This is a genomic window from Sphingobium sp. TKS (assembly GCF_001563265.1).
Taxonomy (GTDB): Bacteria; Pseudomonadota; Alphaproteobacteria; order Sphingomonadales; family Sphingomonadaceae; genus Sphingobium.
In genome coordinates, this window is sequence record NZ_CP005083.1 from 3,870,766 (window position 1) to 3,893,948 (window position 23,183).

Below are 23,183 nucleotides of genomic sequence, written 5' to 3' on the forward strand. Positions count from 1 at the left end.
GATGAACGGGGATTGGCGGAGCGAACTGGACGCATGGCTTGCGCCGTTTGTCGTGGCTTTGCGGAACAAGACGCGCGGTCGGATGTGCCCTGCCTACATAGCAGGTCTGATTGGACCTGGTGACCGCAAGAGCGTGCAGCCGATGGCGGCGCGGGATGGCGATGTCAGCTACGACAAGCTGCACCACTTCATCGGCAGCGGCGTCTGGGATGAAGCACCACTGGAGATGGCGCTGCTTGCCGAAGCCGACCGGCAGGTGGGTGCCAATGACGCCTGGCTGATCATCGACGACACGGCCTTGCCTAAGAAGGGACGGCATTCGGTTGGCGTGGCGCCGCAATATGCTTCGGCCCTCGGCAAAAACGCCAACTGCCAGACGCTGGTGTCGCTGACTCTGGCTTCGGGCGAGGTACCAGTCATGGTGGGCTTGCGCCTGTTCCTGCCGGAAAGTTGGACGAGCGATATGGCTCGCCTGGAACGTGCCGGAGTTCCCGAGGACTTCCGGCACTACCGGACCAAGCCGGAGATTGCGCTGGCCGAGATCGACAGGGTTCACGCAGCCGGCGTCCGCTTCGGCTGCGTGCTTGCCGACGCAGGATACGGCCTTTCCGCGCCGTTCCGGCAGGGCCTGAGCAAGCGTGGCCTCACCTGGGCAGTTGGCATACCCTTCAAGCAGAAGGTCTACCCCGCCGACGTCGCGATGGTCTTTCCGGTCGCTGGCCGGGGCCGCCCTCGCAAGAACGCGATACCCAACATCACGTCCGTATCGGCGCAGGCGATGTTGGAGACTGTGCCATGGCGCAAGGTCAGCTGGCGGCGTGGAACCAAAGGTCAACTCTCGGCCCGTTTCGCCGCGGTCCGCGTCAAGGTTGCTGACGGTCCGCCGCAGCGCATTCATGACATGGGCGCCCAGCACCTGCCGGGCGAGGAAGTGTGGCTCATTGGCGAGCATCGCTCAACCGGCGAGCGCAAATACTACCTCACCAACCTCCCAGTCGATACTCCGATCAAGCAGCTTGCCGGCGCCATCAAGGCCCGCTGGATCTGCGAACAGGCGCATCAGCAACTCAAGGAAGAACTCGGGCTCGATCACTTCGAGGGCCGATCATGGAAGGGCCTGCACCGGCACGCGCTGATGTCCATGATCGCCTTCGCCTTCCTCCAGTCACTACGCCTCAAGCAAGCCAAAGGGGGGGAAAAAGAATCGCCGGGCCGCCACCGAAGCCGAGCTTGCCGGCGATCCGGCAAGCCATCATTGACCGCCTCCCCAAGCCGCCCGATCGGCCATGTCCGCACTGCGGACGTAGTCCTTTGGAAACTCCTCGGCAAAATCTGCCAAAGTAGTGCTAATCTGACCCGCGAAGACGGCACAAGCTTTTTCGAGATCGCGCAGAAAGCCAACGTCAAATCCGTGACGACGGTCTTTCCGCTGGCTCAAGCCAATGTCGCGCTTGAGCGGTTGCGCAGTGGCGCCGTTGTTGGAGCGGCCGTCCTGGTGCCATCGAACTACGCGAAGGCTTGAGTATGCACTCGCCGCGAAGCGCCCTCTTCACGGCCCCAGGGGCGAGTGCGCGTCACGCGGTGCCTCTGTAAAGTTACGGAGTGCGGTCATCAATGGCCGGGGCCATGATGCGATCATGAGCAGCATTTCACAGATCAAACATGTGCTCGTCGTCGTGGACGGTGCAGAGCATTCCCTGACCGCCGTTGATCAGGCGCTTGCCTATGCCGGTATGCATGAAGCGGCGCTTACGATCGTCGTCGTGACCGAAAATCTCGCATTCGCCGCGGCGGCCGATGCCATGGCTTTCGCGCAGGCCATCACGGTATCCGAGGACCAGCGCGACGAACATCTGGCGGCCGTTCGCGAACGAACCAGGAATACCGCGATCGAAGTAGAGGTTCACTCGGTGTTCGAGGCCAGCGGGCTGATACCCGGTCTCGTGAAGGCTGAAGGCCAGTACGCGGATATCGCGCTGATTCCGGGTGTCGGGCGCTGGCAAAGGGATGGCTTGAGGCGCCGTATCTCCGAGGCGCTTCTGTTTACGGGCGTGCCGACGGTCATTTTGCCGGCCTCCTGGAATCCTGGTCCCATCGATCACGCCGTATTGGGCTGGAACGCATCACTTGAATCGTTCCGCGCCGCGAGGGCGCTTCTCAATCTGGCCGAACCCGATGCCCGTATCGACGTTGCGATTGTCGATGATCCGGGTGTCGAATCCGGGGAGCACCGGGGCGGTGTCCAGATCGCCCGCCTTTTCGCGCGACATGGCCATAGCGGCGGCGTTTGTCCGATCAGCTCATCCGGTAAGGATACGTCGGCTGTCCTTCAGAATTACGCAGTGGAGCAGAAAGCCGATGTGCTCGTGATCGGTGGCTATGGGCGTTCGCGCGCACTCGAGTTCGTGCTTGGCGGCGTGACGCGGGAACTGATCGATCATCAGCGCCTGCCGATCGTTTTCGTACACTGACTGGCGAACCCGTCTAACGGTTGAACGGAGGAGATCATGAAAGCTCTCGTTTATCATGGCCCCGGCGAGAAGAGTCTCGAGGATCGCCCGAGGCCGGCCTTGCAGGCACCCGGCGATGCGATCGTGCGGATCACGAAGACCACCATTTGCGGCACCGACCTGCACATCCTGAAGGGGGATGTGCCGACGTGCGAGCCGGGCAGGATCCTCGGACATGAGGGTGTCGGGATCGTGGAGGAGGTCGGAACCGCGGTTGGAGCCTTCAAGCCCGGAGATCATGTCCTGATCTCCTGCATCACCTCTTGTGCCCGGTGTGAATATTGCCGGCGCGGCATGTATTCGCATTGCGTCGAGGGCGGCTGGATATTGGGCAACAGGATCGATGGCACGCAAGCCGAATTCGTGCGCATCCCCCATGCCGACAACAGCCTTCACGCGATCCCGCCGGGGGCCGATGAGGATGCCCTCGTCATGCTGAGCGACATTCTTCCGACGGGCTATGAGTGCGGCGTCCTGAACGGGAAGGTTGCACCGGGCAGCAGCGTCGCGATCGTCGGCGCTGGACCGATCGGCCTGGCGACCCTGCTGACTGCGCAATTTTATGCACCGGCCCGGATCATCATGATCGATCTCGACGACAATCGCCTCGCCGTCGCGCGCAAGTTCGGCGCGACGGACACGTTCAACAGCGGACGTGATCCGGTCGTGAGCCTGGTTCGAGAGCTCACCGACGGCAAGGGGGTCGATACGGCTATCGAAGCAGTCGGGATCCCTGCGACATTCGCGTTATGCGAAGAACTGGTCGCGCCCGGCGGGGTAATTGCCAATGTCGGTGTCCACGGCGCCAAGGTCGACCTCCATCTGGAGGAACTCTGGTCGCGCAACATCACCATCACCACCCGGCTCGTCGACACCGTCAGCACGCCGATGCTCCTGAAGACGGTCGAGGCCAAGCGCCTGCGGCCCGAACAGCTCGTCACCCATCGTTTCGCGTTGTCGGACATGTTGGAGGCGTATGAGACGTTCGCGCGCGCAGCCGATACTCATGCCTTGAAGGTGGTGATCGACACGTGATCGGGGTTTCCAGCGATATTCCGGGCGATGCGCAGCAATTCCATCCGAATATAGGGAGTTCCGAACCGGCGGAACCATCGTTCGCGCGCGCGCGCCGGCTGCGCCTTCACACGCATCATGAGCTGGTCGCGATCATGCGGACCGACAGCCCGGTGTGCCATGCCGAGGGCCTTGCCGCGCACACCCAGGTCTATATCCGCAACGGCAGCCAGCCGATCGCGGCCACGCTCTATCAGGTGGAGGGCGACTTCCTGGCCGGCGACGAGATCGGTCTGTCCGAAGCGGCCTGGGTCGCGCTTGGCGTGGAGGAGGGAACCGTTGTCCAGGTCGGTCATGCGCCGCCCCTCGAATCGATCGCCTGCGTCCGCCAGCGCATCTACGGACACAGGCTGAACGGGGCCGCGCTGACCAGCATCGTCGGTGACGTGGTGGCGGGCCGCTATGCCGATGTGCACCTCGCCGCCTTCCTCACGGCTACCGCCACGCTTCCCTTCGACGAGGACGAGACCTACCATCTCACCAGGGCGATGGTCGAGGCCGGCGACCGTTTGTGTGCATGGCGGTGACAAAACCAGCCAGTGGAGCGCCGGCATTGTGCTGAGCGCGGCGGAGTAAAATCCGGCCATTGGTTAGGCTGAACCTTTTTGAGGTCGGCCAAGGATGTTTGCCGTGGAGAGCTACGCCGCTGTTCGGCGCTTTGTGTTTATCGAGGGTCACAGCCAGCGCGAGGCGGCGCGGGTCTTCGGGCTGAGCCGGGAGACGGTGGGGAAGATGTGCCGGTTCTCGCTACCGCCGGGCTACACGCGGACCAAGCCCGTGGAGAAGCCGAAGCTGGGTCCTCTGCTACCGGTGATCGACGCGATCCTGGCGGCGGATGGGACCGCGCCGGTGAAGCAGCGGCATACCGCCAAGCGGATCTTCGAGCGGCTCCGCGACGAGCATGGCTTTGCAGGCGGCTACACGGTGGTGAAGGATTATGTCCGGATCAGCCGAGCCCGCGGGCGCGAGACGTTCGTGCCACTGGCCCACCCACCGGGCCATGCGCAGGTCGATTTTGGCGAAGCGGTCGGGGTGATCGGCGGGGTGCGGCAGAAGATCCACTTCTTCTGTATCGACCTGCCGCAGTCGGACGCCTGCTTCGTGAAGGCGTTCCCGCGCGAGACCACCGAGGCATTCCTCGACGGGCACGTGTCGGCGTTCGCCTTCTTCGGCGGAGTGCCGCTATCGATCCTGTACGACAACACCAAGATCGCGGTGGCGAAGATCTGCGGCGACGGGAAGCGCGAGCGGACGCGGGCCTTCACCGAACTGGTCAGCCATTACCTGTTCCGAGACCGCTTCGGCCGTCCGGGCAAGGGCAACGACAAAGGCAAGGTCGAGGGACTGGTGAAGTTTGCCCGGCGCTGCTTCATGACGCCGGTCCCTGACGCGGCGAGCTTCGATGCCTTCAACGCCGAACTGGAGCATCGCTGCCGCGCGCGCCAGGCCGAGCGTGCCGGCCGGCACACCGCGACCATCGGTGAGCGCCTGGTGGCCGATCTGGCAGCGCTGCGCCCATTGCCGGCGGTGCCGCTGGAACCGTGCGAGAAGCGGGCAGCGCGTGTCTCCTCGACGGCGCTGGTGCGCTACCGGACCAACGACTACTCGGTGCCGACGGCCTATGGGTTCCAGGACGTCGTGGTGAAGGGCTTCGTCGATGAGGTCGTGATCCTGTGCGGTGGGCAGGAGATCGCCCGGCATCCCCGCTGCTACGCCGAAGGTGCGTTCATCGCCGAGCCGCTCCACTATCTCGCCCTCATCGAGACCAAGCCGGGGGCGCTCGACCAGGCGGCTGCGTTGCAGGGCTGGCGCCTGCCTGAGGTGTTCCAGCATCTGCGGCATCTGTTGGAGGCCAGGATGGGCAATCGCGGCAAGCGCGAGTTCATCCAGGTCCTGCGGCTGCTGGAGGCCTTGCCGCTCGATATCGTCACCGCTGCGGTGACCCAGGCGATCCAGATCGGCGCGCCCGGCTTCGACGCAGTCAAGCTGATCGCGCTGGCGCGCATCGAGCGGCGGCCCGCCCGGCTCGATCTGGCGGCCTATCCGCATCTGCCCAGAACCGCGGTGAAGACGACGTCGGCGGCCGACTATGCGGTGCTGGCGGCATGACCCGGGCTGATGACCCGATGCCCACGGGCACGATGAGCACGGCGCCGCAGGTGCTGCTCGCCCATCACCTCAAGCAGCTGAAGCTGCCGACGGTGCTGCGCGAGTATGACAAGGTCGCCCGCGAGTGCGCCCGCGATGGTGTCGATCACCCGCGCTACCTGCTCCGGCTGATCGAACTGGAGCTGATCGACCGCGAACGGCGCACGGTCGAGCGACGCATCCGGGCCGCCCGGTTCCCGGCGGTGAAGAGCTTCGACACGTTCGACTTCGCCGCCATCCCCAGCCTCAACAAGCCGCTGGTGCTCGAGCTGGCCCGCTGCGAGTACATCCTGCGCCGCGAGAACGTCATCGCACTTGGCAACAGCGGCACCGGCAAGACCCATGCCGCGCTCGCGCTGGGCCTGGCGGCCTGCCAGAAGGGGTTCACGGTCGCGTTCACCACCGCCGCCGCACTGGTCAACCAACTCATGGAGGCGCGCGACGAGCGCCGGCTGCTCAAGCTCCAGCGCGAGCTTGCCGCGGTCAAGCTGCTGATCGTCGATGAGCTGGGCTATGTGCCGCTGACGGCGACCGGCGCCGAACTGCTGTTCGAGGTCTTCTCGCAGCGCTACGAGCGCGGCTCGACCATCGTCACGTCCAACCTGCCCTTCGAGGACTGGACACAGGTCCTGGGCTCCGAACGGCTCACCGGCGCGCTGCTCGACCGGCTGACCCACCACGTCAGTATTCTGACCATGAACGGCGACAGCTACCGGCTGAAGCAGTCCGCCGGCCGCCGCCGATCCGCCGCCAGGGCGGAGCAATACCCGGCCAGCGACACCATCGACCCGGACACCGGCCAGATCACCACCACCTGATCGGCAAAGACAACAATGATATGAAGAGGGCCCCGATCGGGGCCCTCTTCATATCATCATCCCTGCATCAACAATGGCCTGCTTTTACTCCGCCCCGCTGGCTTGGAATCAGACCGCCGTTGACACACACGAAGCCCCGGCGCTGAAGACCGTCGGCGATCAGTGCCGCCATTCGCTCATTATCTTCGACGATGAGAAGGCGCATGGGTTTAATGTAGACTTTCCACCAGGAACGAAAGGCAAGAAGGATTGAAGCTTTCTACCAGACCATCAACCGATGTTTTCAATCCCTTTCCTCGTGCGAACCGTGATGGGAATGGCGTTGCTGCGGCGCGAAGGCGGTCGGATCCACCATGACAATGGCGATGATTGCCAGAACGATCGCTGCGGCACCAAGTAGAGCCGCAAACAAGCCTGGTCCCCGAGCCTCACGCACATTCGGATAGAGGCTGTTCTTCTTGCGGCCGCTGATCATCGCGCGAACAAGGTTTTCGCCGGTGAGCAGCGACATCAACAGCACGGCGCCGACATGAAGCCCGATCAAAGCAAGCAGGCTGTAGGCGAGGGCTTCATGAAGGTCTTTGTCCATGCCGCCTGCCGCAACGCTGCTGCCGCTCCAGATGACGATTCCGGTCAATCCGATCAGCGCCACGACTGCGATCGCGCCCAGTGGATTATGACCCACGGAACGTCGAGGATGGCCAGCTAGAAGGTCGCGTGCATGGGTGGCGATTGCTGTTGGCCGAATGAAATTCACGAACCGGGCATGCTCGCCTCCGACGAAGCCCCAGATCAGACGGAACGCAAGCAAGGCAGCAGCAGACCATCCTGCGACCATATGCCACGATGCGATCGGACTATCGTCGTCGGAAGAGAGAAACGCGATCGAGATCGCTAGGACCAGCAGCCAATGGAATAGCCGTAGCGGCGTGTCCCAAACCTTGAATGTCCTTGTATATTCAGAATTTGTCATCACGTTCGCCTTTCCAGCTGGAAGGGCTACGGGTGTTCACTGACCGAATCCTGACGATGTGAGCAGCGTGGTTCAAACCACTGTTCCGAACAGCCTCCCGATGCCCGCGGTCGCAGCCAGGGCCAGCGCGCCCCAGAATGTGACCCGTAGGATTGATTTCATGGGGCGGGCGCCCCCGGCCCAGGCGCCAAGCGCGCCCAGCAGTGCGAGAAACAACAGGGTTGCCGCGACCTCGATTGCGACGAGGCTATCATGCGGAACGACGGCGACCAACATCAGGGGCATGAGGGCGCCTGTGCTGAAAGTTGCGGCGGATGTGAGCGCGGCCTGGATAGGGCGGGCGGTCACGACTTCGGAAATGCCGAGTTCGTCGCGGGCATGCGCGGCCAGCGCATCCTTTGCCATTAGTTCGTCGGCTACCTGCCGGGCCAGTTCCTCATTCAGACCGCGTTTGACGTAGATGTCCGCCAGTTCCTGATGCTCGAGCACCGGTTGAACGGCGAGTTCACCTCTTTCCCGGGCGAGGTCGGCATTCTCCGTGTCCGCCTGAGAGCTGACCGAGACATATTCGCCGGCGGCCATCGACATGGCGCCTGCCACCAGCGCCGCCATCCCTGCGACCAGGATATTGGCCTTGCCCGCGCCGGAGGCTGCGACGCCGACGATGAGGCTCGCGGTCGAAACGATCCCATCATTGGCTCCCAGCACTGCCGCGCGTAGCCAGCCGATGCGTGACACCGCATGGCGTTCGGGATGGGATCTTAGTCGGCTCATGGTGTCCTTCGTAAAATGCCGTGAAAAAGTTCAACAGTCTTTCCTGACGAAACCCTGACGATGATTGGTAGCCGGCATAGCTCAGCAATCCCTACTTGAATCGGTCTACATTTGTCGCACCACGCTGAAATCGGCACTCGGTGAAGGGGCCGTCACGCTTGAATCCATAGAGATTGGAGAGACCCGGCCTAGTTCATGTGATCATGGCCTCCTGCAGGCGGCTCATGAGAGGCAGCGCCAATTCCAGATCATCCGGTTCGACGGCTGCCTCCAATATGGTTTCGACGTGCATGACGGCTATGTTCACAGCTTTGGCCTTCGCATGACCGCGGGGATCGATTTCGGAATCCGTCTTCTTGCGAAACTTCGGGGTGAAGAGACTGCAAAAATTACGTAACTCGCGATCGAATATGATCCAGCCCCCCGTTCGATACGGGTCGTCCACGTAATGCGAGTCCTGAACTAATCGCGACAGCGCGTGCGATTATGGGTGAGGATGCGGCCTATCAGGCCGCTTTGATCGCTGCGGAACGTCGCGTATGAGTGAGAGGCGCGTTAGAGGGGCTTACAAGCCGCATCAGCTTCCAGCCCAGGAAATAGCGGAACGGGAGCCGAACTGGGCAAGGATAACTTGCACTACGTCGCTCAATAACTGCGGCAATCCCCATTCGGATAACGGAAACCGAGCGTATATTGCGAGATGAAGCGATACGGCCTTCCGCTCGAACATGATCGCCGTCGCTGGACAATGGAAGCCGTGGACCGAAAGGGAGGTCCACGAAATCGTAGCCCGATCACGGGAAAGGAATTATCTTTCCCGATTGCTGACCCACATGCTTGCCGTTTTTCGCTGGCGGATGATCGAACAAGATTGGCGGCGCCTCCTCTCGCTGCTTGCTCCGTCAAAGTGAGCGGTTTCGCGCGGGCATCGTCCCCAGTCTACCGTTTCGGCGCCTTTGGGCGCTGCGCGCGGATTTCCGCCAGCAGCACGCCAAGATATTTCTCAGCTTCGGCAGCTTCGCTTTCGGGATAGGCGGCCGTCATGCGTCCGCTCCAATAGCCATAGTCGACTGTCGTCAGGCTGGAACGCCATGGTTTGCCGTCGCGATAGCCGGTGAAAGTTCCGCGATAGGCCTTGAGGCGGCGATTGGTTGGGATCGTCGCCGGTCCTTCCGACACGATGGTCGGCGCGGCAAAATGGGACATCGTAGCCTGACGCATGATCATATAGTGGTCGCGTGGCGGCATCTGGTCGATATGGACCACCGCCATCCGCACCACGATGCGATCGTCGCCGGTGCCGAGTGGCCGGTCGTAGCCGATGGCGATATACTCGCCGCCCGGATCGAATGCCCGTTCCCTGAGGCGGGTAAAGCCCTCGAATTCCTCCGGGAAGCGCAGGCCGCTGGCCACGTGGACAAGAGTTGTGCCGTCCGGCGCCAACTCAAATCCGTCGGGTACCGCGATTGCCGTGGCGTCGGCCGAAGGTGGCGCAGCGGGCGCGGTTTCAGCCAGTGACGGAGCCGCCGAGGACAGCCCCAGCAGGATGGCGGCGGCAAGGGAAACTGGAACGCGCAATGATCGGGACATCGAAGTCAAATCCTCTGGTGAGTATGTCGTAATTAGGCCGGTCTTCGCAATTACGGCAGGGGATTGTTTGGAATCAGGCGGTAAGACGCTGCGATGGACGCGAAGTCGGGATTGCACAACGTCATCGTTCGTTTGTATCCGCTTGGGCATCCTCGCCCGTGAGCACGGTCAGGGATGTGCCTGTACTCCCGCTTTCGAGGGTATCGGCCGTGACGATCAGCGTGCTTCCCGGTTTGAGCACCGACAGCAGGCCCCGTCTGAAGTCCTCGGGAAGGATTAGCCGCTCCCGGTCCTGCCGCGAGACTTCCCCCGTCTGTGCACCGCCAAATACAGGGAGGAACATCCAATGCGTCCCGTGTTCGTCGATGGAGGCGAGGTTGAAGGCCTGAAGGCCGGAGATCTTGCCGCGGATGGCGACAGGCGCCGAACCGATTTCGATGCCGTTTCGCAACACCACGGCGCGCTGGTCCGCCGCGCTGACGATTATGGAGATCGGCCCTGTGAGTGCTTTCTCTGGCTGCCAGACCGTCAAAAAGGCATTCCCGAACGACGAGCGCCGGGCCGTATCCTGCAGGATACGGGGAGCTGGGGCAAAGCGCGGAATCTCGCTTGCCTGCGTGATGATGACCGTCAGGCCAAGCTGCGTGACATCATAGAGGTGCTCGGCGAACGTCAGGGGAAACCGGATGCATCCGTGCGAGGCGGGATAGCCCGGAAGATTGCCGGCGTGCATGGCAATCCCGTCCCAGGTGAGGCGCTGCATGTAGGGCATCGGCGCGTCATTGTAGAGGTTCGATCTGTGCGCGACTTTCTTTTGGAGGATGGTGAAAACCCCGGTGGGCGTTTCGTGGCCGGCTGCGCCGGTGGAAACGGTCGAGATGCCGATCAGGACGCCGTTGCGATAGACATAGGCCCGCTGCCTGGCGAGGCTGACGATGATGACCACCGGACCATCGGGAGCCGTTTCGGGCGCCCACAGGAACTCTCCTGGCCGTAACGCTTCCACGCTCGCCGCGATCGATCCTGGATCAAGCGCCATAGCGCGGATCGGAGCGGCGGTCAGGCAGAGCGCGGCAGTCATGGTGCCGGCAAGAAGCGTTCGGCGCGAGAAGCGTGTCGATGGTGCGTGGGATGCGCCGGCCGTTGCCACGGCAGTGAGCGTCGGGGTTCGCAATATGATGTCTGGTGTTGTGATCTTATCCATCCTCTTCTGATCAGGCCATAATATCGGTCTGCTTCGCGACGGCCAGCGAATCCTTGCCGAAGAACATTTCTGTCCGTCCTGCAAATACACGGCGACACGTTCCTTGGTTGGCGGACCACTGCTGCTATGTTGCGTCGATATGACCCCGCGAACGATTCTGTTTCCAACCGATTTTAGCGGTCGCTGCGACCGAGCCCGCGACCGCGCGATACAGCTGGCGAGCGAGTGGCGCGCACATCTGGTTCTTCTCCATGTTCAGAGGGATCCCGATCCCGCAGACATGCTCGACGGACTGCAGGCTGCCGAGAGTCGCCTTCATGCCCGCTTGCGGGCGGAGGTGGCGGACCCGGATATTCCGGTCGAGACACGCCTCGCCACCGGCGCCGTCTCGCAGGCGGTGCTGGAAGCGTCAACCGCATGCGGGGCGGATCTCATCGTGACCGGCATCTCGCGCCATGACGATATCGGGGATTTCCTGATCGGCACGACCGTGGAGCGCATGATACGCCATGCTCATGCGCCGGTGCTTATCGTGAAGGAAAAGACTCAGCACCACTATCGCCGGGTCTTGGTCGCAACCGATTTCTCCGGCTGCTCGGCCCAGGCGCTTCGCACGGCCATGGCCGCATTCCCCGCTGCCGAGATCACTCTCGTTCACGCCTATCACGTGCCGCTGGAGGCACTTCGGGGCCGGGAAGGGCCGGCAGCTGCGCTGCAGGCCAGGATAGCCTATGATCTGGATGCCTTTCTGGACAGGACCGATCTGCCCGCCGACGCACGCGACAGGCTGGATATCAATGTCGACTATGGCGAGGTTTGCGAGGTTGTCCGCAATCATGTGAAGCTGAGCGAAACCGACCTGGCCGTGATCGGAACGCACGGTCGATCGGCCCTGACGGTGGCGGTGCTCGGCAGCACGGCGCGGGCGCTGCTCAGCCGTCTCGATTGCGATGTCCTGCTCGTGCGCCAGCAGCCGCAGGCGGATGCTGCCGTCTGATCCGGATCGTCATCCTTGCCTGCCTGGGCTTCGTCGCGGCGTCGATGCTCGCGACCTGGGTCTACGGCCTGTTCGCCAGTCGCGCGCAGGGGGAGCCTTCCTACGCACTGTCGATCGAACGCGGCCGGACGCCGCTCGATCAGCGTATTGGCGCCACGACGGATGCGCACCCCGGTGAGAGCGGCCTGCTTTTGCTGGACGAGAATCTCGACGCCTTCGCGGCACGTGGATTGTCGGCGCGCAAGGTCGAGCGCTCGCTCGATCTGATGTATTACATCTGGCACGACGATCTGACCGGCCGCCTTCTTCTGGCCGAGGCCCTGTCCGCGGCCGATCGCGGCGTCAGGGTGCGGATCCTGATCGACGACATCGGCACCAGCCATACATCTGATGCGATGATCGCCATGGCGCATCATCCGCATATCGAGATCCGTATCTTCAACCCGACCCGGGCGCGGCAGGGCGGCTTGCGGCGCGGCATCGAAATGATGCTGCGCGCCTTCAGCGTGACCCGGCGCATGCACAACAAGGCCTGGATCGCTGATGGCCGCGTCGCCATCCTTGGCGGGCGCAATATCGGCGACGCCTATTTCGATGCCGCGACGCAAACCAATTTCCGCGACATGGACGTGCTGGTGATGGGGCCAGCCGTCGCCCAGACGGAGAAGATCTTCGACGATTACTGGAACAGCGGCCTGGCGTTGCCGGTCGATAGGCTTTCGCCCTTGAAAGATCCTGGCGTGGCGCTGACGCGGATCGCCGCCGAATTGAGCAACGCTGCCAATGAGGCTGCCGCGCGCCCCTATCTGGAGCGCATCGCCAAACGGCTCTCGCTTCTCGATCCCGAGACCACGCGGCCCGACTGGACTCGCGCCGCCCGCGTGATCGCCGATCCGCCGCGCAAAGTGCTGGGCAAGGAGGGCAAGAACTGGCTGATGCACGACCTGCTGCCGGTCTTCGATGCGGCGCGGGAAAGGCTTGAAATCACTTCGCCCTATTTCATCCCCGGCGAGGAAGGCACGGCGGCGCTCGCCGCGATTGCGGCAAAGGGGGTTTCGGTCTCGGTCCTGACCAATTCTCTTGCGGCAACCGATGTCGCCGCGGTCCATGGCGGTTATGCGCGCTACCGTGTTCCGCTGCTCGAGGCAGGGATCAAGCTCTGGGAATTGCGGCCCGAGCATCAGGAGCGGGACTTTTCCCTGCGAGGATCGAGCCGGGCAAGCCTGCACACCAAGGCTTTCACTGCCGACGGGCATATGGGGTTCATCGGCTCGATGAACCTGGATCCTCGTTCGGCTTCCCTCAACACGGAAATGGGCGTCCTCTTCGAGTCCGAGGCCCTGGCCCGGAAGATGGCTGCCATCTGGCAGCGCGATACCGCGCCCTCCCGCAGCTATGAGGTCTGTCTGACGTCGGATGGCGACGTGGAATGGGCCGGGAGCCGGAACGGCGTGCCCGTCCGATACGACCGGGAACCGGAAGCCTCGTTCTGGCGCAGACTAACCGCACAGGCCATTGGCCTTCTGCCGCTGGAATCGCAGCTTTGACCCAAGCAGGCTTTCGGCGCCGTCTTCAATTTTGCGTGTTGCCGACGAATGGACCGTCTGCGACGGGGACCTGTTTCCTTGAGATCATGCGCTTGAGCGCGGATCGTTGTCGGAGCGCAGAAATCTGCTCCAGTCGATCTGGGCGAGCGCAGCAAGCAGGATGATCATGCCGATCTGCATCGCGATGCCCCACGGACTGGTGAGGCGCTCGGTAAAGACGTCACCCAGGCTCGATTTGCGGATCACGCCTGCTGTCGCGGCATAGATCGAATAGGAGACGAGACGCCCGACGAAAAACGCTGCTGTGAACTTCCCCAGCCTGATACCCGCAAGGCCGGCCGCTTCGAACAGTTGCGCCGAGGGAAGCGGAGAGAGAGCGAACAGTGCGAGCCCGAAAATCGCGCTTTTCGGTCGGTCCTCGACGACTTTTTTCGCTGCTTCGAGGTTGCGCTTTTGTTTCGCGGGCAAATAGTCCTTGAGAAATCGAAAGCCCCAGGCAAGCAGCAAACGTCCAAGAGCGGCCGCGAGCGCGCCAATGAACACGATCAAGGCGACAGGCAGATCGGTCGTCAGGCCATAGAGAACGATGATCGACCATGTCGGGGGACCGAACGCGGGCAACAGGTTGATACCAAGGACGATCAGGAAGAGAATCAGGCACGCGGTCATTTCGCCTTCGGCGTTATCGCATTTGCGCAGGGTCAGCGAGCCGGATGGGAGAGATGTCTTTCAGCCTGTCAATCCATGCGTCTACTTCTCGACGCGCGTCCAGATCTGCGACCGGCACCCGATGCGCCCGACGAGGCAGCCGTTCGCCTCGAGCCTGTTGCTGTCGAGTACCGTGACGCGCCCGGTGAAGGTCCGGCCGATATCGGGCACGAAAACGCGGCCGCGCCACACGCCGGGCTGCTCCTGCTCGAAATCACGAAACAGCTGTGCGCCCACCAGAGGATCCGGGCTGCCCTTGCGCGCATCGGCTTTCGCCTTGTCGTTAGCCCAGACGACGACACCGCACATCCTGTCGTCGCACGGTTGCGCGCGGATATGCACACTGTTTGCAGGGTTGCGCCAGATAGTCCCGGAAATGCTCGATGCCGGAGCATTTCCGACCGTTGCCGCCAGGATGAGCAAGACCGAAAGCGGTTTGTATCCTCCGATCATCCTGGCGTTTCCTTTGTTGTTCGGGGCAGGGCACCCTTGCCGCACTAAGTCTATAGCTTACCGATGCGGCGCAGACCCATGGCGAGGATGATGAGGAAGGTTCCTCGCAGCAGGAAGCTCAGGCCGACCGCCAATGCCAGGAAGGCAAGTCCGGTCGCGGGATCGCTGAACAGGAGGAGACCGCCCAGAACAGTGTCGAGAACGCCGAGTAGCAGGCGCCAGCCCCGGTCATGCGCAGACTGGAATGCGCCGACGATTTCGAAAACGCCGATGATGAGCAACCAGGCGCCGATCAGCGCGACGAGCGTCAAGGCCCCGGCGAAGGGATTGAAGAAAGTGATGGCGGCCGCGACGAGGCTCAGCACGCCGAGGAGGATCTCGATCCAGCGTGCGCGCCGGGAGAGCGAGGACAACCCGGCCGCGATAGCCAGTATTCCGTATATGAGGAGCGCCACGGCAAGGAAAACACCTGTCGCGAAGCCCGTCGCGATTGGGTTGAGGAGCGCAAAAACGCCGATCAGGATCACGAGCAGCCCATAAGCCAGGACCCAGCCCCAACTGGTCTCCAATGCCGGGTCGGCCATACCATAGGGGCTGGAATAGCGCCTCGATTGTGACGGCATGTGAAGGGCTCCTTCTTGGTGACTCGGAACTTTTGCTGTGAGCGTGTCGACTATTGCCAGAGTGCAACCTCAAGTCGAGCAGGAAGCGCTGATGTCGCAGGAGGCGTCGCTCAAGTGCGTGATGTGCATGAAGGCGGGTTTCAACGCACCAGTGCCACGCCCAGACGAAAACGGGTCGTATGGCGATCATAGTCGAGCAGATTCTCGCCATAGCCGATGAAGCTCTGGCCGAAGAGATAGAAGTCGGGTCCCCCACCCAATAGCCGCGAGAGCGGATAGGAAAGATCGGCGGCGAGTGCGCCTTTGCCGCTGGAGACGCTGAACCGCGTGGATGTCGTAAGGCGTAGGCCGTCATCTTTCCCGACTTCCAGGAAGAGCGAGCTATTGCCCCTGTAGCGGCGGATATCGGGATTGTCGGATTTGTCGCCGACAAGGAGGGAGAAGCGCGGAGCTACCGACAGGCGATAGCCGCCGCCCAGTGGGAAGGCGGCCATCGGCGCCACATAGAGCGTGTTGAGGCTGCGGGAATCGAGACCGGAGCGACCGTTGGATTCATGGCGAAAGCCGCCCTGTGCGCTCAGCGAGATGCCGCGTGTCAACGTAGCTGAAGGGGTCAGGTAGAAGAGTTCCGGCTGATAGTCGATGTTACGAAACGGCGAGGAATCCGCGCCAAGATCCCAGAACATGCGCTGGGTATAGGCAAAATGCAGTCCGTCGCGCCAGGAAAGTGGCAAGCCCTGGGCGCGTCTCGTTCCGAAAATCTGATATTTGAAGCTGATCTGGATGCGTGCGGCGCTGTCGGTGCTCGGACCATAGACAGCATAGATCGGTTCATAGGCCGACAGGTTGGCGAAAAAGGCGTTGCCCGCCGACCGGTCCGAGGGAGGCGGCACAGCCTTGTTTTCCAACCCCGGCGCGTTGGGAGGCCCGGATTGCGCGGAGGTGTTCGTGGCTATTTGCGCCCCTCGGTCCGCGGGCCGCAATGCCAGCGTGATCTGCCGCGTGCCCCATGCGGGAACGGAGATCGCGGCGCCTTCCAGCGACAGATTGGTCCTCCGCGCAAGCCGGTAGGTCGCGCGCGTGAAACCGCCAGGTGGAATGATCGGGTTTGGAGGCGTCGTCGCCATGCGCTCCAGCCAGACGGTGCGAGAGACGCCGCTCTGCTCCACCTGCGCTTCGATGCGGTCCGGAAGGGCCATGCCCTGCGGATCGCCGCTGTCATTGAGCAGGCGCAGATCGACCAGAACGGCGCCGGTTTCGTCCTCCTGCCCGGCATCGCTGATCAGGATTTCGACGGGCGATGCGGCATGAGCCGCGGCAGGGGTGGCAAGCGCGATGGCGGCAAGGCTTATCGCGCGCCTCATGATGGATTCTCCCCCAGCACATGCAAGGTGTGGAGCGCGATCATCCGTTCCTCGTCGGTGGGAATGACGCGCACCGCGACATGGCTGCCGGGCGTGCTGACAAGCGGGGCGCCGGCAGCGTTCGCCTGTTCGTCGAGTTCCACGCCCAGCCATGCGAGGCGTGCGCAGATACGCTGGCGCATCGCGGCGTCGTTCTCTCCGATCCCGGCGGTGAAGACGATGCCGTCCAGCCCGCCCATCGACGAGGCGAGCGCGGCCGTCTCGCGCGCGGCGCGCCAGGCGAACAGCGCCATCGCCTCTTCCGCTTCCGGCGCATCGCTGGCCGCGAGCGCCCGCATGTCGCTCGACAGGCCGGACACGCCGAGCAGGCCGGACTGCCGGTAAAGCATGTCCTCCACATCGGCCGCGCTCATGCCCATGCGGAGCTGAAAGTGCAGGATCACGCCGGGATCGATAGTGCCGCAGCGCGTGCCCATCACCAGGCCGTCGAGCGCAGTGAAGCCCATGGTCGTATCGACGCTCCTGCAGTCCCGCATGGCGCAGAGGCTGGCCCCGTTGCCCAGGTGCGCCGCGACCACGCGGCCCGCGGCCAGCGCCGGGTCGATCTCCGCGAGACGCATTGCGACATATTCATAGGACAGGCCGTGAAAGCCGTAGCGGCGGATGCCCTGATCGTGGAACTTGCGCGGGATGGCCAGGCGCGAGGCGACGTCCGGCTTGTCGTGGTGGAAGGCCGTATCGAAGCAGGCGACCTGCGGCAGGTCGGGTTTCAGCTTCGCGATCGCGCGGATCGCCGCGAGGTTGTGCGGCTGATGCAGCGGGGCGAGGGGGCACAGCGTTTCCAGCCTGTCCAGCAGGTCGGCATCGACCAGGCGGGGCGTGACGAAGTCCAGGCCGCCATGCACCACGCGATGGCCGATGGCGATCACGTCCCGCCCTTCCAGCGGATGATCTCCCGCCCAGGCGAAGAGGTCCGCCAGGAGATCCGCATGGCTGAGCGCAGCGCCGTCCGGCCAGTCCCGCTCGATGAGGATTTCTCCCGTCGCGGAGCGGGCCCGCAGGCTGGGCGCGATGCCGATCTTCTCGATCTTGCCGCCTGCCGAGAGCGTCAGCCCGTCCCGGCCATCGAGCGTGAACAGCGAGAACTTGATGCTGGACGAACCGGAGTTGATCGCGACGACGGCTTTCATGCGCTCGCCGTCCCCGGCAGGCCGGGCGCGGCCTTGGTGGCGGCGCGCGCCATCAGCACCGCGACCGCGCAGGAGGCGAGGCGGGTGCGCAGGCTGTCGGCCCGGCTGGCGAGGATGATCGGCACGCGCGCGCCCAGCACGATGCCTGCCGCGTCCGCACCGCCCAGGAAGGTGAGTTGCTTGGCCAGCATGTTGCCAGCCTCCAGGTTTGGCACGACGAGAATTTCCGCTTTGCCCGCCACCGGCGAGACGATGCCTTTCTCCTTCGCGGCGGCTTCGCTGATCGCATTGTCGAAAGCCAGGGGTCCGTCCAGCACGCCGCCCGTGATCTGACCGCGATCGGCCATCTTGCACAGGGCAGCGGCGTCGAGTGTGGATTGCATCGCGGGATTGACAGTCTCCACGGCGGAAAGGATCGCCACTTTCGGTTCCGCGATGCCGATGACATGGGCAAGGTCGATGGCGTTGCGGATGATGTCCGCCTTCTCCTCGAGTGTCGGCGCGATGTTGATCGCGGCATCCGTGATGATGAGCGGTGTCGGATGGTTCTGGACGTCCATGACATAGGCATGGCTGATCCGGCGCTCGGTTCGCAGGCCCGTGGCGGAGCGCACGATGGCGCCCATCAATTCGTCGGTATGGAGCGAGCCTTTCATCAACAGCTTCGCTTCGCCGCCGCGCACCAGGTCCACGGCCTTTGCCGCCGCTTCGTGGCTATGGGCGGCGGATACGATGCGGAAAGGCGAAATGTCCTTGCCGGCGTCTTCGGCCGCCTTGCGGATCTTCGCTTCCGGCCCGACCAGGATCGGCATGATGAGATTGGCTTCGGCGGCTTCAATCGCGGCCAGCATGGCGGCCGCGCTGCAGGGATGAGCCACCGCCGTCGGTTCCGGCACGCCATTGGCGGTCATCTCGATCAGCTTGCGGTAGCCGTCATGGTCGCGCAGGCTGACCTCCGGCAGCGCCGCACGGGGGCGGCGGACCTTCTCGGCCGGCGCCTTGACTTCGGCCTGGCCGCTGATGACTTCCTCGCCGTCCTGGTTGACGCAGCGGCAATCGAACAGGATATCATGGTGCGCGCGTTTTTCCGCCACCGTCACCGACGCCGTGATCGTGTCGCCAAGGCCTACCGGCCGCGTGAACTGCAGCGACTGGCTGAGATAGATCGCGCCGGGGCCGGGCAGTTCGGTGCCCAGCACGGCGGAGATGAGACCGCCGCCCCATAGTCCGTGCGCGATGACGCGGCGGAACATGTCGGTCGCGGCATAGTCGGCGTCCATATGCGCCGGGTTCACGTCGCCGGACACGAGCGCGAAAAGCTGGATGTCCTCTTCGGTCAGCGTGCGCGAGATACTGGCGGTATCGCCCACTTTTATCTCGTCGAAGGTGCGGTTCTCGATCATGGTTCCGTCAGTCATTGCTCAATGCTCCAGCACATAATGGCCGGGAGCATCGGCGATCGCCGCATAGCCCTTGTCCGCTGCGCCCATGGGCGGCGGCGCACCAGGTTCTCCCGAACGCGCGGCCAGCCATTCTCCCCACGCCGTCCACCATGAGCCTTGCTTTTGCTCGGCGCGGCTTGCCCATTCTTCGGGATCGTAGGAGGTGCCGTCGACCTCGCGGGTCAACACGCGGTAGCGGCGGCCCTTGTGGCCCGGTTCCGAAACGATGCCGGCATTGTGCCCGCCGCTGGTCAGGACGAAAGTGATCTCGGCCCCGGTCAGCAGGTGGATCTTGTGGACGGAATGCCATGGCGCGACATGATCGCGCTCGGTTCCGACCACGAACAGCGGTTTGCGGATGGAGGCAAGGTTGATGGTTCGCCCATCCACCCGGTATTTTCCTTCGGCCAGGTCGTCGTCGAGGAACAGGCGGCGCAGATACTGGCTGTGCATGGCATAGGGCATCCGTGTGCCGTCGGCGTTCCAGGCCATGAGGTCGTTCATCGGTTCGCGCTCGCCCATCAGGTAGGTGGCGAGCACACGCGACCAGACCAGATCGTTGGAACGCAGGATCTGGAAGGCGCCGCCCATCTGGCTGCTGTCCAGATAGCCCCGGCTCCACATCATGTTCTCCAGCAGGTTGAGCTGGCCTTCGTCGATAAACAGGCCCAATTCCCCCGGCTCGCTGAATTCCGTCTGTGCGGCCAGCAGTGTGACGCTGGCGAGCCTGTCATCTCCGTCGCGCGCCATGGCCGCGGCCGCGATCGAGAGCAGCGTGCCGCCCAGGCAATAGCCCATGGCATGGATGCCCGTCGCGCCGGTGATCGCCGTCACCGCATCGAGCGCCGCCATCGGTCCGAGGTGCCGGTAGGCGTCCATGTCGAGGTCACGGTCGGCACTGCCGGGATTGTGCCACGAAATCATGAACACGGTGAAGCCTTGCGCCGTCAGCCAGCGGACCAGCGAGTTCTCGGGCGACAGGTCGAGAATATAGTATTTCATGATCCACGCGGGCACGATCAGGATTGGCTCGGGCCGCACGGTGTCCGTGGTCGGTTCATACTGGATCAGTTCGATCAGCTTGTTGCGGTAGACGACCTTGCCTTTGGCCGTGGCGACGTTTTCGCCCACGCGAAAGGCTTCGGCGCCGACCGGCGGCAGGCCGCGCGCCATGTGCTGCATGTCCTCGACCAGGTGCCGGAAGCCGTCGACCAGGCATTGGCCACCTGTTTCCGCGATCTTGTGTTGGAGAACGGGATTGGTGGCGAGAAAGTTGGTCGGCGCGAGCATGTCCAGCATCTGCCGTGCGGCGAATTCCACCATGTCTTCATGATGTTTCGAGACACCGCCAATGCCTGTCGTCGCGGCGTGCCACCATTGCTGGTTGAGCAGGAAGGCCTGAGCGACGAGATTGAAAGGTAATTCTTTCCAGGCGGGATCGGCGAAGCGCCGGTCCTGCGGCAATGGTTCGATGGCCGGTTCGGCCTCGCTGTCTTCCATGCGGCGCTGCAGATAGTCGAAAAGCCGGGCATGCTTGCGGATGGCCTTGGCGCCAAGCTGCATTTGTTTGCCCGGCGACGTGGCGAGATGAATCCCCCAATCGGCCATGGCAAGCAGGAGCGTGGCCGGCGAAAGGCCGAAAGTCGTCTGCGCGATGGCCGCCGATGCCGTGCGGTCGAGCGTTTCGCTGATTCCGTCCAGCGGATCGTCGGAAGGCGGAGGGGACGTGGCCATGACTATATACTCCGAGTTCCGCTGGAAGGTGCCTCGTCTCTCCGACAGGATTCCACAGCAGATGTTTGGGCCGCCCCTCCCGGTTCTTCTTATGCCGAACGGTACTGCATAGGTAAGATAGAATGCAAGCCGCACGGAGCTTGGTTGCGACCGGACGGCTGTCTGACGGCCAGTCGCAACCGCGGGCGCGGGGATATTCGGCCATGGCCTGCTGGAGAAAAAGGAGCCTCAATCATTGAGCGTAAAGCCACTAGGTATAGTTCACGATGGCGATGCATTGCCTGGAGATACAGTGTACGGCGGTCGTCATCCCGGGCAATTTTGCGGGAAATTGAAGGAGAATGGATGATCCGCGAGATCGCCATGATGGCAGCGGTTGCGCTGGTGCTGGCCGGCCGGGATGGAGACGCGTACTGACCCGGCTTTTGAGGGACCTTGGCGGAAATCTCGGGCATGATGCCCAACTCGTATCGCCGGCCGCGCGTTCGGAGAGCGAGCCGCTTGCGCCCGCGTCAATCGGACCGGTCGCAGTCGAGCGCGCGCCGACGGTTCTTTCGATCGCCGGGATCGAGAAGTCCTTTGGCAAGCGGAAGGTGCTTGACGATGTCGCGCTCGAAGTGCGGGCAGGCGAAATCGTGGGGCTTCTGGGGCCAAACGGGGCCGGCAAGACGCTCTGCTTCTATGCGATTGCCGGCCTGATGAGCGTGGATGCCGGCAGGATCGAGATTGGCGGTCAGGATGTCACCGCGCTTCCCATGGATCGAAGAGCGAAGCTGGGCCTCGGCTATCTTCCCCAGGAAGGATCGATCTTCCGCGGCATGACGGCTGCGGAGAATATCGCGGCCGTGCTCGAACTGCATATCGCCGATCGCGATGTAGCTGCCGCGCGGCTCGATGAACTTCTTGCCGAGTTCAATATCGCCCACATTCGCGACGTTCCCGCACAGCGGTTGTCCGGCGGGGAACGCAGGCGCTGCGAGATCGCCAGGGCCATGGCGGCAGCGCCCTCGGTCATCCTGCTCGATGAACCGTTCGCGGGCATCGATCCCATGTCGATCGCCGACGTCAAGGCGATGGTGCGAAAGCTCAAGCGAGAAGGCGTGGCGATCCTTCTGACCGACCACAATGTGCATGAGATGCTCGAACTGGTCGAGCGGGCCTATATCATCGATCAGGGCAGGATGCTGTTCGAGGGCGGCCCAGAAGCGGTACTCGACAACCCCGAAGTCCGGCATCGCTATCTTGGCGAGGGCTTCAGGATGTGAGGCGGTTACCGCGCCCTTCGTTCAGGAACGGAATGGCCTTTGCCATGAGGTCGAGCGCTCGCTCGATATAGGCAGCCTTTGTCCGGGTGGTGTTGTGCAGATCATGGCGCTGCAGGATGCGCTGGCGCGGCACGGTGACCAGCGCGTCGAAGAGAAAAGCAGCGAGGAACGGAAGATCGCCTGCTTCCTCGCTGTTCGGTTCGCTCGCCTCGGCAAGGATCGTCTGCATCAGATCGATGCCGAACTGGGTGCCGATCGCGGGCTGTGCCCGCATCATGCCCGGATTGTGGTTTGCCAGCCAGATGATGAGCGCTTCGATGCCCACGACATCGCCTTGAAGCGACAGGTCGAGCATCCTGCGAGCGATATAGGCGATTTTTTTGCGGGTGCTTCCTCGAGGGACCGATGCCGCGATCGGATCGAGATAGCGGGCAAGGCTGTGTTCCATGGCGGCGACGAGCAGGGCGAGCTTTGAGCCGAAGCGGGAATAGAGCGTTCGCTTCGATGTCTGTGCGGCGGCGGCGATAGCTTCCATACTCGTACCCTCGACGCCGCCGGCGATGAATTGGGCAAGCGCCGTCTCGAGGATATGATGTCCAAGCCGGGCTGCGACCTCCTGTGGCGGCCTTCCTCCCCTGGGATCGCGGGCAGGCAGACGCGAGCCGGTTCCCGATGCGGCGCCGTCATCTTTCATGAATCGCTCGCGGCCCATCGCTGCTTCATTCCAGCTTTCGCGCTTGATCGGCAAGTGATACCGGGCAATATCAAA

Annotated in this window: 22 protein-coding genes and 2 pseudogenes; 11 read left to right on the forward strand and 13 right to left on the reverse strand. The window is 63.3% G+C overall.

Features of this window, described 5'->3' with window-relative positions; genetic code table 11:
- Position 1: 1 nt before the first annotated feature.
- The 7 genes and pseudogenes from K426_RS19145 (at position 2) to istB (ending at position 6,550) form a co-directional block, all read left to right on the forward strand.
- A pseudogene (locus K426_RS19145) lies at positions 2 to 1,259 on the forward strand (IS701 family transposase).
- On the forward strand, positions 1,256 to 1,522 hold the full coding sequence (locus K426_RS33125) for a hypothetical protein (protein ID WP_021246213.1): 267 nt from the start codon (positions 1,256 to 1,258) through the stop codon (positions 1,520 to 1,522). The pseudogene K426_RS19145 and the gene K426_RS33125 overlap by 4 nt, the downstream one beginning before the upstream one ends.
- Positions 1,523 to 1,637: 115 nt before the next feature.
- Complete coding sequence (locus K426_RS19150; protein WP_013846845.1) at positions 1,638 to 2,471, forward strand: universal stress protein; 834 nt, start codon at positions 1,638 to 1,640, stop codon at positions 2,469 to 2,471.
- 36 nt (positions 2,472 to 2,507) lie between these two features.
- Positions 2,508 to 3,545 carry a zinc-dependent alcohol dehydrogenase family protein gene (locus K426_RS19155; RefSeq protein ID WP_021246214.1) on the forward strand — a complete coding sequence of 346 codons (1,038 nt, stop codon included), beginning with the start codon at positions 2,508 to 2,510 and terminating at the stop codon, positions 3,543 to 3,545.
- The gene (locus K426_RS19160) at positions 3,542 to 4,111 is read left to right on the forward strand and encodes a hypothetical protein (RefSeq protein WP_037487444.1); all 570 of its coding nucleotides are present in this window, start codon (positions 3,542 to 3,544) and stop codon (positions 4,109 to 4,111) included. Before K426_RS19155 ends, K426_RS19160 begins: the two co-directional genes overlap by 4 nt.
- Before the next feature lie 94 nt (positions 4,112 to 4,205).
- Positions 4,206 to 5,693, forward strand: a complete 1,488-nt coding sequence (istA, locus tag K426_RS19165; RefSeq protein ID WP_037487497.1) for an IS21 family transposase — start codon at positions 4,206 to 4,208, stop codon at positions 5,691 to 5,693.
- 17 nt (positions 5,694 to 5,710) lie between these two features.
- A complete protein-coding gene (gene istB, locus K426_RS19170) occupies positions 5,711 to 6,550 on the forward strand; it encodes an IS21-like element helper ATPase IstB (protein ID WP_037487499.1) in 840 nt (279 codons plus the stop codon).
- A gap of 283 nt (positions 6,551 to 6,833) precedes the next feature.
- On the opposite strand, the gene K426_RS19180 is transcribed toward istB, so the two are convergent.
- The 3 genes from K426_RS19180 to K426_RS19190 all read right to left on the reverse strand — a co-directional run bounded on the left by K426_RS19180 (position 6,834) and on the right by K426_RS19190 (position 8,742).
- Positions 6,834 to 7,523 carry a cytochrome b/b6 domain-containing protein gene (locus K426_RS19180; RefSeq protein ID WP_021246265.1) on the reverse strand — a complete coding sequence of 230 codons (690 nt, stop codon included), beginning with the start codon at positions 7,521 to 7,523 and terminating at the stop codon, positions 6,834 to 6,836.
- 72 nt (positions 7,524 to 7,595) lie between these two features.
- A complete protein-coding gene (locus K426_RS19185) occupies positions 7,596 to 8,297 on the reverse strand; it encodes a VIT1/CCC1 transporter family protein (protein WP_021246266.1) in 702 nt (233 codons plus the stop codon).
- 193 nt (positions 8,298 to 8,490) lie between these two features.
- The gene (locus tag K426_RS19190; protein ID WP_021246267.1) at positions 8,491 to 8,742 is read right to left on the reverse strand and encodes a hypothetical protein; all 252 of its coding nucleotides are present in this window, start codon (positions 8,740 to 8,742) and stop codon (positions 8,491 to 8,493) included.
- A 280-nt stretch (positions 8,743 to 9,022) separates the two neighbouring features.
- On the opposite strand from K426_RS19190, the pseudogene K426_RS33130 reads away from it, so the two are divergent.
- Positions 9,023 to 9,208 (forward strand): annotated as a pseudogene (locus tag K426_RS33130) (DUF7079 family protein); the annotation flags it as partial.
- Positions 9,209 to 9,236: 28 nt separating this feature from the next.
- On the opposite strand, the gene K426_RS19195 reads toward K426_RS33130, so the two are convergent.
- Together K426_RS19195 and K426_RS19200 are read right to left on the reverse strand one after the other, a co-directional pair.
- The gene (locus tag K426_RS19195; protein ID WP_021246268.1) at positions 9,237 to 9,887 is read right to left on the reverse strand and encodes a hypothetical protein; all 651 of its coding nucleotides are present in this window, start codon (positions 9,885 to 9,887) and stop codon (positions 9,237 to 9,239) included.
- Between the two features lie 121 nt (positions 9,888 to 10,008).
- A complete protein-coding gene (locus K426_RS19200; protein WP_373280351.1) occupies positions 10,009 to 11,037 on the reverse strand; it encodes a L,D-transpeptidase in 1,029 nt (342 codons plus the stop codon).
- Positions 11,038 to 11,230: 193 nt separating this feature from the next.
- On the opposite strand from K426_RS19200, the gene K426_RS19205 reads away from it, so the two are divergent.
- On the forward strand, positions 11,231 to 12,088 hold the full coding sequence (locus K426_RS19205; protein WP_021690797.1) for a universal stress protein: 858 nt from the start codon (positions 11,231 to 11,233) through the stop codon (positions 12,086 to 12,088).
- Positions 12,037 to 13,635 carry a phospholipase D family protein gene (locus tag K426_RS19210; RefSeq protein ID WP_066962650.1) on the forward strand — a complete coding sequence of 533 codons (1,599 nt, stop codon included), beginning with the start codon at positions 12,037 to 12,039 and terminating at the stop codon, positions 13,633 to 13,635. Before K426_RS19205 ends, K426_RS19210 begins: the two co-directional genes overlap by 52 nt.
- A gap of 84 nt (positions 13,636 to 13,719) precedes the next feature.
- Here the strand turns inward: K426_RS19210 and K426_RS19215 are convergent, their stop codons facing one another.
- The 7 genes from K426_RS19215 to K426_RS19245 all read right to left on the reverse strand — a co-directional run bounded on the left by K426_RS19215 (position 13,720) and on the right by K426_RS19245 (position 21,149).
- Positions 13,720 to 14,304, reverse strand: a complete 585-nt coding sequence (locus tag K426_RS19215) for a hypothetical protein (protein WP_021246272.1) — start codon at positions 14,302 to 14,304, stop codon at positions 13,720 to 13,722.
- 81 nt (positions 14,305 to 14,385) lie between these two features.
- A complete protein-coding gene (locus tag K426_RS19220; RefSeq protein WP_021246273.1) occupies positions 14,386 to 14,796 on the reverse strand; it encodes a DUF2147 domain-containing protein in 411 nt (136 codons plus the stop codon).
- 50 nt (positions 14,797 to 14,846) lie between these two features.
- Entirely contained in the window at positions 14,847 to 15,419 is a 573-nt protein-coding gene (locus K426_RS19225; RefSeq protein ID WP_021246274.1) for an HdeD family acid-resistance protein, read from the reverse strand.
- A 140-nt stretch (positions 15,420 to 15,559) separates the two neighbouring features.
- Positions 15,560 to 16,783 carry a phospholipase A gene (locus tag K426_RS19230; RefSeq protein ID WP_021246275.1) on the reverse strand — a complete coding sequence of 408 codons (1,224 nt, stop codon included), beginning with the start codon at positions 16,781 to 16,783 and terminating at the stop codon, positions 15,560 to 15,562.
- The gene (locus K426_RS19235; RefSeq protein ID WP_021246276.1) at positions 16,780 to 17,973 is read right to left on the reverse strand and encodes an acetate/propionate family kinase; all 1,194 of its coding nucleotides are present in this window, start codon (positions 17,971 to 17,973) and stop codon (positions 16,780 to 16,782) included. The genes K426_RS19230 and K426_RS19235 overlap by 4 nt, the downstream gene beginning before the upstream one ends.
- The gene (locus K426_RS19240) at positions 17,970 to 19,391 is read right to left on the reverse strand and encodes a bifunctional enoyl-CoA hydratase/phosphate acetyltransferase (protein ID WP_021690796.1); all 1,422 of its coding nucleotides are present in this window, start codon (positions 19,389 to 19,391) and stop codon (positions 17,970 to 17,972) included. Before K426_RS19240 ends, K426_RS19235 begins: the two co-directional genes overlap by 4 nt.
- Positions 19,392 to 19,394: 3 nt before the next feature.
- A complete protein-coding gene (locus K426_RS19245) occupies positions 19,395 to 21,149 on the reverse strand; it encodes a PHA/PHB synthase family protein (RefSeq protein ID WP_021246278.1) in 1,755 nt (584 codons plus the stop codon).
- A gap of 341 nt (positions 21,150 to 21,490) precedes the next feature.
- Here K426_RS19245 and lptB point away from each other — a divergent pair, with 341 nt between their 5' ends.
- Positions 21,491 to 22,414 (forward strand): LPS export ABC transporter ATP-binding protein, encoded by a 924-nt coding sequence (lptB, locus tag K426_RS19250; protein ID WP_062066091.1) that lies wholly within the window; start codon positions 21,491 to 21,493, stop codon positions 22,412 to 22,414.
- On the opposite strand, the gene K426_RS19255 is transcribed toward lptB, so the two are convergent.
- A complete protein-coding gene (locus tag K426_RS19255; protein WP_021246280.1) occupies positions 22,404 to 23,126 on the reverse strand; it encodes a TetR/AcrR family transcriptional regulator in 723 nt (240 codons plus the stop codon). The genes lptB and K426_RS19255 overlap by 11 nt on opposite strands.
- Positions 23,127 to 23,183 lie beyond the last annotated feature (57 nt).